Genomic DNA, 11,520 nt, shown 5'->3' on the forward strand with positions numbered 1-11,520 from the left:
GGGAAAGAAGTAAAAATAAATGAAGAAAATATATCTGATTACTGTCTGTTCCCTCATTCTTTTTGTTCTAAGTGCTTGCAACAGTCAATCCACACAGACAAATGTTTCACTTACTTTTAATAGAAGCGACTTCTCTTTTATGAACTGGCAGGTAGATGGTTCTCATACTGCCCATGTGACTGGTAAAATTATATCTGATCACCAGCCGGTTGTTGGGGTAAAACTTCAAATTAATGGTCGGATTGTGACAACCGACAACCAGGGGGAATTTTATTTTACCGTGAATCGCAATATTCTCGGGAGCATGTCCATTCATACCATTAATTCAGATCAAGCTAAAATCAATGGTAAAAATGTGGAGCAGAACACAAAAAAATCTTTATTATCATTAAAAAAGGATATATCCGTTGAATATCCGATTAAAATTGAAAAAGTGAAAACAAATGCGACGGATAAAAATTTGGTTGACGTTTATGCCCATGCCCAAATAAAAAAAGGTGAAAAATATCCTAATTTTACGCCAGATAAATATAAAGTTGGCGGCACTGTAAAAGATGCGGATGGCCACCCTGTTCAAGGTGCTGTTGTAAACCTTCGGCGTGATGGTGTAGAAGGCTTCAGCCTGTCAACACCTAGTGATCAAAACGGGAATTACACCTTGTATTATTTGCCGGATGCAGACACAGATCATTATTTCTATGTTCATTATGATGGTAAAAATTATACCCTTCCGGAATACAAAGTCTTTAATTTCCAGGATAGAGTAAGTGTCAATATTGATGTGACACTCCCAAGAGATGGAACCATTATCACGGATAAGCCGCCCACACTGGTTACAAACACAGCTCCCGGTGCCCTTTATAAAGGGACTTTAATTGGTGTGAATGTGAGTAAGAATGAATCTTACACCATTTCCATACCCAAACCTAACGGGTCTTTTGTTTTAACTCTTCCAAAGGCAGCTTGGGATCAACATCCTACCTTTTTCGAAGTCAGTTATTCTAAATTCTTGGAAGAAGGTAAAAAGTCAGGTGATATCGTAGATTCTAGTTTTATTCCACAACCGAAAAATACAGACCCTGCTCATATTCAAGCGATAGGGAGTAATAGTAGTAACTGACCCTCATTAATACTTAAATTTAATCTGTGTTTATAAAACAATAAAGCCCCAGGGAATTCCCTAGGGCTTTATTGTACTATTTCAAATTTAGTTAGTAACTTTTTTATTCTGTTGGCTCGCAGCCTTTTCTTTCGCAGCTTGAGCCACTTGTTGTCCACGGTTGGTTGTCCTGGTTGTTGGTGAAGTTGCTGTTGAGGTCGCCTGTGCAGTCGTAGTCACTGGGACATTACTAGTTGGTGTTGAAGGAGCAGTATTTATATTCGTCGTTGGTGCCGAAGAAACAGTTTGTTTCGTGCTTGTTGTTCCCGTTGAAGGGGTATTGGTCTTCGGTGTGGTGGTAATAGTTGATGCATTTGTATTGGAACTTGGTGACGGGGAGCTTATTTTCAACGTATTGTTTTGATTTACTGCTATCGGTTGTTCACTCACATTTTCATTACTAAGTTCGGCTTGGTTAACAGATGTAGTAAGAGAATCTGTAGTTTGGATATCATTTCCATTCTGTGTTGGAGTTGAATCAGTCACTGTTTTGTCTGTTTGGTTGGTGCCATCTACTAATTTTTGATCTCCTAAATTAGTAGTGGAATGTGTTTGAACTTTTTTAGTAGAATGATTGGTTAACAAGGCATTGGTGAATGAAAATGTAACAGATCCCACTAACACCATTGCAAGGGCTCCTATCGTTGCTTTATTCATATTTTTCCCCTCGTGTCTATTTATGTAGAATCGCATTAACATAATTCGACCACCTTAAAATGTTTTATGGGGGTATATAAATATTTAAGACTTAACTTCTGTTGCCTGCCTTATAATGGAATCTATCAAGAATAAATCCCCCTACCCCCATAATTCTAAAAAGACTTCCTAACCTTTTTAAGTAAGTCATTTTTTGTCGAATTTACCATAAAGGAGGAATCTTTGTGAATCGGGTTTTTAGGTGGTTTTTTCGGTCACTGTTTGCACCTGTTATTGGTTATAGAGGAGCCATAGCGAGTACAATTGGATTCTTCTTGGGTTTTTTACCTTTATATAGTGCAAGAATCCCTTTAATGGTTGCTTTTTCACTTTTGTTTCGCCTTAATATTGTCGCCCTTTTCCTTGGAACATTAATTCCGATTTTTATTCCCTACATTCGTCATCTACCCTTCCTAAATTTACGTGTGTTGGAAGAATCTTTTATAAATATGGCCAGTCATTACTCGTTATTTACTTCCCTCAAACATAAAATGGAACTTTCCCAAAGCATTGCATCAGGTTTTTTGGGAGGCTTCATTGGTCTTGTTTGCTATTTTTTCTTCCATTGGTTCTACAATTTGGGGCTGAAAAAAAAGGAAAGAAATCAAGAGCATGTCTTTCTTGACCCGGCTAAAAGACGTTGGTCGATTATTAAACGAATTGCTGCAGGCTTTACGATATTCATGGTTTTAGTAGCGATTATTTTTATTGATAGCCTTCATACAGACCCCAATTTTCCTGGTCTAAAATTCAATAAAAGCACAATAGCAGCTGGCATTGAACCCATAAATCAAAGTTTAAACGAAGAACAACTAAAATCACAGATTCAAGAAACGGTCCCCTCCCCTGTGACTCAATTGAACAAAAATCAACAAGAGGGCAAACAGGAGGTTTACGGTTTCTACGTCAATTGGGACGCCAATAGCCAAAATTCTTTTAGAAAACATATCAATTCCATTACAACCTTAATACCGGAGTGGCTGCAGCTTACTCCCAATTTAAGCCTTAAAACAAGCACTGACTCAAGGATTACTAAACTAGCAAAAGCACATAATATTAAGATTCTACCATTAGTTAATAACTTTATAGACAATAAATGGGATACAGCAACTCTTCATCGGTTATTGACTACTCCAGGTGCTGAAGATCGTTTTATTAAGAATTTGCTAGCTAATGTGAAAAAAAATAACTTTGATGGCATCAATATTGACTTCGAAGAAATTGATGGAAATGATCATGCTAATATGACCCAATTTATCCAAAAAGTATCAGAGGAATTTCATCAAAACGGTCTTATTGTAACAATGGATGTTCCACCAAATAACAATAGTTTTAATTATCCTTCTTTAGCCGCTGAAGTTGACCGGATGGTCGTCATGCTATATGACCAGCACAACTCCAAGAGTCAACCTGGACCGGTCGCCCAATCTGATTGGATAAAAACGAGCTTAAACCAGCTCCATATTCCTTCTGAAAAATTAATTGTCAGTTTGGGGAGCTACGGCTACGATTGGGAGGAAAACAGCAATCAGCCTGCAACGACAATGACGTTTGGGGATATCATGAATCTGGGGAAAGAAACCCACCTTCCTATTTTTTGGAATAACCAAGCAGGCAACCCTTATTTACGCTACAGACTAAATGGAAAAAATCATTTGGTTTGGTTTTTGGATGCGGCCACTTTTTATAATCAAATGAACTTGGCGATCAATCGCGGTGCCAAAGGAATAGCGGTATGGCGTCTCGGTTCTGAGGATCCTTCTATCTGGAACTACCTAAATAAACCGAAGGAAATGCAGAATCCGTCCACTGCCATTCAAACTTTGGACAATCCAACTCCTGTTAACTACACAGGGGCTGGAGAGATTTTAAAAGTTGTTTCTCAATCAAAAAATGGAAAAAGAACGATTCAATTGGATCCTCAAGGCATAATACAAAATGAAACCTATCTGTCCTTACCGAAGCCTTTTGAGATCGTACGTTATGGCAAACCTAAAAAGAAAGAAATCGTCCTTACCTTTGATGATGGACCGGATCCAAAGTATACACCACAGATCTTAGACATTTTGGACAAGAATCATATAAAAGGCACATTTTTTATGGTTGGAGAGAATGCGGAACTTCATCCGAAATTAATTGAAAGGATGTTTAAAGAAGGCCATGAAATTGGCAGCCATACCTTTACCCATCCGAATATTGCAGCAACGATTCCCTATCAGACAAAAATGGAGTTAAATGCTAATCAAAGGCTTTTTGAGGAAATTACGGGGCATTCGATGAACCTTTTCCGTCCGCCGTATGAGGCCGATGCGGAACCAAGCACAAAAAGCCAACTGCTGCCGATCTTACGGGCACAGGATATGGGTTATACCATGGTCGGTGAATTAATTGACCCCAATGATTGGAAAAACCCTTCAAGTAATGAAATTATTAAGCGGGTATTAGATCAGCTGCCAAAAGGAAATGTGATTTTGCTTCATGATGCTGGCGGCGACCGTTCTAACACGGTTAAGGCCTTGCCGCAGATTATAAAAGAATTAAAAAAGCAAGGGTATACCTTTACAACCATTGCCCACTTAATTGGAAAAAGCAATAGTCAGATTATGCCTCCTGTTCATCAGGACAACCCGTATTTGGTTTATGACAAAGCTGTATTTAAGGTGATACAGGGCTTTAGATTAGGATTAACCGCCTTGTTCTATTCTGCAATCCTTTTAGGAATCCTGCGCCTGGTTGTTTTCATTTTCCTTTCAAGGAAGCAGGTAAAAATGTATACCAAGACCAAAATTGACCATGACTTTACTCCTTTTGTAAGTGTCGTGATTGCGGCCTATAACGAAGAAAAAGTGATTTGCAAAACGATTGATTCTATTTTATCCAGCGACTATCCATCCTTTGAGGTGCTGATTGTCGACGACGGATCAAAGGACGATACCGCCGCTGTTGTTCTAGAAGCATATCGAAACCATCCTTTCATCAGATTAATTAAAAAACCAAATGGTGGAAAGTCTTCTGCTGTCAATCTTGGTTTTAAAGAAGCGAACGGAGAGATTGTAGTCGCCCTAGATGCTGATACACTTATTGCTGAAAATGCCATCTCATTGCTTGTGAACCATTTTAAAAATGAAAAGGTTGCTGCTGTTTCAGGTAATGTGAAGGTTGGAAATAAAGGGAATCTCCTTACAAACTGGCAGCATATTGAATACGTAACAGGCTTTAACCTGGAACGAAGAGCATTTGCCGCTCTCAACTGCATTACAGTGGTACCTGGTGCGATTGGTGCCTGGAGAAAGACGGCTGTCGAAGAAGCAGGATTCTTTAAAGAGGATACTTTGGCGGAGGATACCGATATCACCCTTACCCTGTTACGCCAAGGGAAAAAGATAGAATTTGAAGAAAAGGCTTATGCCTATACTGAAGTGCCGGAAGATCTTAAAAGTCTAGCTAAACAGCGCTATCGGTGGGTTTATGGTACATTACAATGCTTATGGAAACATCGTGCGGCCTTGTTCAATAAAAAATATCACTCATTAGGATACATCGGCCTGCCAAACATGTGGCTTTTCCAATATATCTATCAAACGATATCCCCTGTTGCGGATCTACTGTTCGTTGTCGCCCTTTTTGGAGAACACCCAGGAAAAGCAGCAATAGGATTTACCTTGTTTTACTTGCTCGATTTTGCTACTTCTCTATATGCGTTTCGATTGGAAAAAGAAAATCCCAAACCGCTGGCTTCTTTGTTTTTGCAAAGGATCTTGTATAAGCAGCTCATGACTTATGTCGTTATTAAATCGATTTTATCGGCGATCAAGGGAGTTACTGTAGGTTGGAATAAACTGAAACGAAAAGGGAATGTAACTCAGGAAACTCATATAGCAGGTAATTAAGGAAAAATTCATACCAATTAAGAAACATCGCCCAATGACGTTCCCACAGGAACGTCTTTTTTTGTTGTGAAATGAAGACACAAGTTGTTCAATTTTTTACGACAACTTTGTGAAAACTAATTACTTTAACACTATATCCATAGTAATAAAGCTATAATTAGAGACAACAAATCGAACAAGGGCGTGATTAAAAATGTATGCAAAAAACGTTGCTGCAAAGGAAGAAACAATAATGGCTAATTTCGTTAAACGAATTGGCGTGCAACTTCGTATTAGAAGGAATACATTTTTGTATCACCAACTAGATAAAGCAGATTCTTTCTATTTTGTTACCTCGGGAAAATTTGTTATATCAAGAGAAACACCGGAAGGCAAACAATTTTATTTATCATATGTGACTGAAGGCAAAGTTATTGGAGACCATACGCTTTTTGATAAAAATGCAACTCAAGTTTTTTCGGCAAAAGCACTGGAAAATAGCGAAGTTTTTGTTGTTGAGAAAAAACAAATCGAGAAAATATTTTTTGATGATAGAGAACTTGCATTGGAATTAATAAAATCCAATAATTTATATAATAAAATCAATGAAACAAAGTTCCGCGATTTAGTCTTGTGCGGGAAAAAAGGAGCCGTTTACTCTACTATTATTCGGATGACAAATACATTCGGAGTGAAAATGAATAATGGAATCCTTGTAGATTTCAAATATACGCTCAGCGATATCGCCAACTTTTCAGGAACAACCCGAGAAGGCGTTACCCGATTATTTTCTGACCTAAAAAGAGAAAAGATTATTGACATTGTTGACGGAAAAATTCTTGTTCTGGACCTCGATTATTTACGAAATGAAATTGACTGCGAGCGTTGCCCAATTCAATACTGTCAATTGTAAATGAAGGTTATTCACCAAAATTTTATACGAAACAAATAAGGCTGCCAAATTTCGGCAGATTTATTTTTTCAATGAAAATGTAAATAACCTCCAAAATTAGGTTTCTCAACTAGTCCGAATATCAAAAATCGACATAGACTAATGATATATCAAGACAAATTCACATGGAGGTTATATAACGATGAAAAGAAATGAGTTCGCTGGTTATGGTGGTTATCCTACACCAATGATGCATGGTCAATTTGGTTATGGTGCACCTGCACCACAAGGATGTGGATGCCCTCCTCAATACTGCCCGCCAACAGTGTTTCCAACACAGTATGATCCAGGAACAGTAGACCCTGCACAACAATATGTAAAAACTAACTTATTTAATAAAGTCGTCTCTCATGTCCATCCTTCACATACGACAACAGTCAATAAGCTTCATGTTAATCATCAACATTTTTTTCCACACACAGAATCATGCGTAAATGAATGCTGTGAAACCCATACAATGTGTGGATGCCCCGTTAACCCTTGCTGTCCAACAATGCCATATGGATTTTAAGGTACTTTTTCCAAAATAATAAGTGACTGAGTCTGCAAATTAGTTTAATCGATAAAGACTGCCAACATAGCTTATTGGCAGCCTTTATCTTTGCTTTCTAGAAATAAAATATGCAATTTTACAAAAGGGTCAAGTCTTACGTAAAAAGGAAAATTTTATGAATATTTTTTCAATTAATCTTTGACTTAAGTACAATCAGACACCCCTTATGAACCAAGATGAATGGTTATTCTTCTTCCAGCCTCTTTATTTCCTCAAACCAATCGTATTTATTAATCGTCGCCTCTATCTTATTAAAATCTTTAACATTCCATATTTCACCCAAAATAGCATTTAGTGTTTCTAATTCTTGAATACCGTCAATTTGTTTCCTGATATCGTATGACATTTTCACCCGTTCTATATTTTTTAAAATAGATTTTCGTGTGAGAAATTTCATTTCATCCTGCAGTTCCTTTTCTTTCCGTAACCGTTCAACTATAGATTCCTGTATCTGTTCAGCTGTATTTATTTTCATTTTGAATATCCCCTCTTGATTAGAAAAACAAGATTTTATAGATTTCGCCTTCATTATAGCACGTTTATTTTTTTATGCTCATATATTCACACTTGTTCACGATTCATTCAAAAGAATATTTTTTTAAAAAAAGTATTTGAAAAATTAAGAAAGTTGTGTTAAAAATATAAATAAATTATCATTGCGTTGAAGAGAAAATCTACCAAGGCACTTATGTTCAGAGAGCAAAGGAATTGCTGAAACCTTTGCCATAATCTCAGGGTAGATTGTCGTCTCGGAGCTTTTTGAAAGAAAGTCAAGCCATTCTAAGGTTTGATCAGTAGACTCAAGACGGATTCGCACACGTTATCGTGCTGCAGGTAAAGATCAAATCTTTACCTCATGAGGCTGGAATCGTAAGGTCCCAGTAAATCAGGGTGGTACCACGGAAATTTACCCCTTTCGTCCCTAAGGCTTGGCAGTTGCATCTGTCTGCTTTATGGATGAAAGGGGTTTTTATATATTAATAGAATAAAAGCGATGAAGAGAAAATGTACTAAGGACCCTATGTCCAGAGAGCAAAGGAATTGCTGAGACCTTTGTCATAATCCTAGGTATCATGTCATCTCGGAGCATTTGAAAGAAAGTCATTGATTTGATGAGTAGACTCAGAACGGATTGGCACACGTTATTGTGCTGCAGGTAAGAAACATTCTTACCTCATGAGGCTGGAATCGTAAGGTCCCAGTGAATCAGGGTGGTATCACGGAACTTCTCCCCTTTCGTCCCTAAGGCTTACAGTAAATCTGTCCGCCTTTTGGATGAAAGGGGTTATTTTTATTTAAGGGGGCATTTAAGTGGAAATGTCAAAAAATAATGAAATGATAACGGGATCTGAAGCCTTATTACGCTGTTTAGAAATGGAAGGTGTCGATTATGTATTTGGATATCCAGGTGGAAATGTCCTCTACATATATGATGCGCTGGTAAGCAGGCCAGAGATTAAACACATTTTGACCAGACATGAACAAGGAGCTGTTCATGCAGCAGATGGGTATGCCCGTTCAACTGGAAAAGTAGGAGTTTGTATTGCCACCTCTGGTCCGGGAGCAACTAACCTAGTAACTGGCATTGCAACGGCTTATATGGACTCCGTTCCCATGGTCATCATTACAGGAAATGTTCCAACAACCGTTATTGGAACGGATGCTTTTCAGGAAGCAGATATCGTTAGTATTACCATGTCGATTACGAAACATAGCTATTTAGTTCGTGATGTAAATGATATTCCACGCATCATTCATGAAGCATTTTATATTGCCAACACAGGAAGAAAAGGACCTGTTTTAATCGATATTCCTAAGGATATATCCAATCAAAAATTGAACTTTTCTCCTTCCGATCACCTAAATATTCGCGGCTACAATCCTGAACCAAAACCTGATCAAACTGAGATTGATCGTTTACTTTCGGCCATTGAGGAATCTGAAAAACCTGTCATAATCGCTGGTGGCGGAGTCGTTTATTCAAATGCATCGGAAGAGCTGCTGGAATTCGTAAATAAAACAAATATCCCAGTGACCACTACCTTACTTGGTTCAGGCAGTTTCCCAAGTGCCCATCGCTTATGGCTGGGAATGCTTGGGATGCATGGTACGTATGCCGCAAACATGGCCGTACAAAATGCGGATTTAATCATTTCTATCGGTTCAAGGTTTGATGACCGGATCACGATGAAATTGGATGCCTTTGCACCAAACGCCAAACGGATTGCCCATATCGATATTGACCCAGCGGAAATTGGCAAAAATGTCAAAACGGATATAGCGTGTGTTGGCGATATTAAAGCTGTATTAACCCATGCCAATAGAAAAGCTAAACCAGCGCATTCAAGCGAATGGATTAATTTAACCCAAGATCATAAATCAAAGTACCCACTAAGATATAACGATTCAGATAGTCAGCTAAAACCACAATTTGTAATTGAAATGATTAGTGAAACCACCGGCGGTGATGCCCTTATTACAACCGACGTTGGCCAGCATCAAATGTGGACGGCTCAATTTTATCAATTTAACACTCCACGCTCGCTTATTACCTCGGGAGGTCTGGGAACGATGGGATTCGGATTGCCTGCTGCCATTGGTGCACAAATTGGAAGTCCTGACCGCTTAGTCATTTCCATTAACGGGGATGGCGGAATCCAGATGTGTGCACAAGAAATGGCGATTTGTGCAATTCACAATCTTCCGGTCAAGATTGTAGTTATCAATAATCAGAGCTTGGGTATGGTTAAACAATGGCAGGACATCGTTTATGAAAAACGGTACAGTCAAGTTGATCTGTCAGGCAGCCCTAGTTTTGTAAAACTGGCAGATGCCTATGGAATAAAAGGATTAAGAGCCACTAATAAGGAAGAAGCGATTCGGGCATGGCATGAGGCTCTTGATATAGCTGGACCAGTTCTTGTTGAGTTTGTCGTTCCAACTGCAGAGAATGTTTACCCGATGGTTTTAAGCGGATCACCGTTAAATCAAATGGTTATGGGGGAAAATGCAAATGATTAATAAACATACAATCTCTGCTTGGGTAAATGACCAACCTGGCGTTTTGCAAAGGATTTCTGGTTTATTTGGCCGCCGCGGCTTCAATATTGACAGCATTACCGTTGGAAACAGTGAGGAACCAGGATTATCACGAATGATTATTGTCACAACAGGTGATGAACAAACCGTTGATCAAATCGAAAAACAGCTTAGCAAACTCATCGATGTTATTAAAGTAGACCATTTAAGTTCCAGCGACATGGTGGCAAGAGAATTGTGCTTTATCAAAGTTCGAGTGGAGCCATCCAAACGTCCTGAAATTTTGGGAGTTGTGAATACGTTTCGGGCATCTGTTATTGATATTGGCCCTAATAGTTTAATTGTTCAAGTAGTTGGCGAACTTTATAAAATCGAAGCGATGGTAGAGCTATTAAAACCATATGGAATTTTAGAATTGACACGTACCGGTGCAACAGCTATGCGGCGTGGAGATTGCTGGATGAATAGTTGAGACAATAGAAAAAGCCGTTATCAGTTTATCTGAATAGCGGCTTTCTCTGATTTTAAAAAATTTGCTTTTTCATCTGCAGCATTAAATTTGGAGAGTTTGAGGGAGACTCAGGCACAATCCTGTTATAATTTTTTTCATCCTCCACGTACGGTTGAATATGTTTTCCATGCTCCTTATTAAAAATCAGCATTTTTGTTTTGGGGAAGTACATTCAATGAAAAATTCTATAGAGGGGACTGTTTATTTGCACAACATTACTTTAATCCTTATTATCATCTTCATGAAAAGCTTCAGAAGTTGTTAATTCATTACAATTCCAGCAATAGCTTCTAGTGTTTTCCCACTTGGAAAGAGGTTCACCACAATAAATGCACACTGAATCAAATTTTTCCATTAGGTTTCCTCCTTCAAAAAGTCTCAGAAAATAAGTTTGTCATAAATAAACGATCATAATGTACTATGAAAATGATTACTCCCTTCCTGTATTATGACACCATCTTCTGTATTATATTAATTTAATTCAAAACTATGACTTTTTTAAAAGGTTTCATCATTGTTTAAATAAGGCAGTCTTTACCATAGGTTAGGTTTCAGCCATTATTTAAATGAAAATAGTTTAAAAAAGGACAACCTCATTAGGTTGTCCTTTTTTTGCCTGGCAACGTCCTACTCTCACAGGGACTTTCGTCCCAACTACCATCGGCGCAAAGAAGCTTAACTTCCGTGTTCGGTATGGGAACGGGTGTGACCTTCTCGCCATTATTACCAGACTTATTGAAT

The 11,520-nt window shown here is 38.2% G+C and carries 9 protein-coding genes and 1 rRNA gene; 6 read left to right on the forward strand and 4 right to left on the reverse strand.

The window, feature by feature from the left end; all coding sequences use genetic code 11:
• Nucleotides 1–19 precede the first annotated feature (19 nt).
• A complete protein-coding gene (locus RCG17_RS02335; protein WP_308173673.1) occupies nt 20–1,120 on the forward strand; it encodes a carboxypeptidase-like regulatory domain-containing protein in 1,101 nt (366 codons plus the stop codon).
• 87 nt (nt 1,121–1,207) lie between these two features.
• Here the strand turns inward: RCG17_RS02335 and RCG17_RS02340 are convergent, their stop codons facing one another.
• On the reverse strand, nt 1,208–1,816 hold the full coding sequence (locus RCG17_RS02340) for a hypothetical protein (protein ID WP_308173674.1): 609 nt from the start codon (nt 1,814–1,816) through the stop codon (nt 1,208–1,210).
• Nucleotides 1,817–2,040: 224 nt separating this feature from the next.
• Between RCG17_RS02340 and RCG17_RS02345 the strand changes: the two genes are divergently transcribed.
• The 3 genes from RCG17_RS02345 (at nt 2,041) to RCG17_RS02355 (ending at nt 7,187) form a co-directional block, all read left to right on the forward strand.
• Nucleotides 2,041–5,745: a DUF2062 domain-containing protein gene (locus tag RCG17_RS02345; protein WP_308173675.1), complete on the forward strand. Its 3,705-nt coding sequence runs from the start codon at nt 2,041–2,043 to the stop codon at nt 5,743–5,745.
• A gap of 193 nt (nt 5,746–5,938) precedes the next feature.
• Nucleotides 5,939–6,637 (forward strand): Crp/Fnr family transcriptional regulator, encoded by a 699-nt coding sequence (locus RCG17_RS02350; RefSeq protein ID WP_308173676.1) that lies wholly within the window; start codon nt 5,939–5,941, stop codon nt 6,635–6,637.
• A gap of 181 nt (nt 6,638–6,818) precedes the next feature.
• Entirely contained in the window at nt 6,819–7,187 is a 369-nt protein-coding gene (locus tag RCG17_RS02355; protein ID WP_308173677.1) for a CotD family spore coat protein, read from the forward strand.
• A gap of 226 nt (nt 7,188–7,413) precedes the next feature.
• Here RCG17_RS02355 and RCG17_RS02360 read toward each other — a convergent pair whose 3' ends face one another.
• Nucleotides 7,414–7,704 carry a hypothetical protein gene (locus tag RCG17_RS02360; RefSeq protein ID WP_308173678.1) on the reverse strand — a complete coding sequence of 97 codons (291 nt, stop codon included), beginning with the start codon at nt 7,702–7,704 and terminating at the stop codon, nt 7,414–7,416.
• Between the two features lie 842 nt (nt 7,705–8,546).
• Between RCG17_RS02360 and ilvB the strand changes: the two genes are divergently transcribed.
• Together ilvB and ilvN are read left to right on the forward strand one after the other, a co-directional pair.
• A complete protein-coding gene (gene ilvB, locus RCG17_RS02365; protein ID WP_308175753.1) occupies nt 8,547–10,250 on the forward strand; it encodes a biosynthetic-type acetolactate synthase large subunit in 1,704 nt (567 codons plus the stop codon).
• The gene (gene ilvN, locus RCG17_RS02370; RefSeq protein WP_308173679.1) at nt 10,243–10,740 is read left to right on the forward strand and encodes an acetolactate synthase small subunit; all 498 of its coding nucleotides are present in this window, start codon (nt 10,243–10,245) and stop codon (nt 10,738–10,740) included. The genes ilvB and ilvN overlap by 8 nt, the downstream gene beginning before the upstream one ends.
• A 259-nt stretch (nt 10,741–10,999) precedes the next feature.
• Here the strand turns inward: ilvN and RCG17_RS02375 are convergent, their stop codons facing one another.
• Together RCG17_RS02375 and rrf are read right to left on the reverse strand one after the other, a co-directional pair.
• Entirely contained in the window at nt 11,000–11,134 is a 135-nt protein-coding gene (locus RCG17_RS02375; protein ID WP_308173680.1) for a hypothetical protein, read from the reverse strand.
• A 259-nt stretch (nt 11,135–11,393) separates the two neighbouring features.
• Nucleotides 11,394–11,510, reverse strand: a 5S ribosomal RNA gene (gene rrf, locus RCG17_RS02380).
• Between the last annotated feature and the right edge of the window lie 10 nt (nt 11,511–11,520).

It is taken from the genome of Neobacillus sp. PS3-12 (assembly GCF_030915385.1).
Classification (GTDB): domain Bacteria; phylum Bacillota; class Bacilli; order Bacillales; family Cytobacillaceae; genus JAEVLT01.

What these genes read in the sequence shown, in the direction of transcription:
- RCG17_RS02335 (WP_308173673.1), top strand. Translation starts at nt 20, where the DNA reads ATGAAGAAAATATATCTGATTACTGTCTGTTCCCTCATTCTTTTTGTT.
- RCG17_RS02340 (WP_308173674.1), bottom strand. Translation starts at nt 1,816, where the DNA reads ATGAATAAAGCAACGATAGGAGCCCTTGCAATGGTGTTAGTGGGATCT.
- RCG17_RS02350 (WP_308173676.1), top strand. Translation starts at nt 5,939, where the DNA reads ATGTATGCAAAAAACGTTGCTGCAAAGGAAGAAACAATAATGGCTAAT.
- RCG17_RS02355 (WP_308173677.1), top strand. Translation starts at nt 6,819, where the DNA reads ATGAAAAGAAATGAGTTCGCTGGTTATGGTGGTTATCCTACACCAATG.
- RCG17_RS02360 (WP_308173678.1), bottom strand. Translation starts at nt 7,704, where the DNA reads ATGAAAATAAATACAGCTGAACAGATACAGGAATCTATAGTTGAACGG.
- ilvB (WP_308175753.1), top strand. Translation starts at nt 8,547, where the DNA reads ATGTCAAAAAATAATGAAATGATAACGGGATCTGAAGCCTTATTACGC.
- ilvN (WP_308173679.1), top strand. Translation starts at nt 10,243, where the DNA reads ATGATTAATAAACATACAATCTCTGCTTGGGTAAATGACCAACCTGGC.
- RCG17_RS02375 (WP_308173680.1), bottom strand. Translation starts at nt 11,134, where the DNA reads ATGGAAAAATTTGATTCAGTGTGCATTTATTGTGGTGAACCTCTTTCC.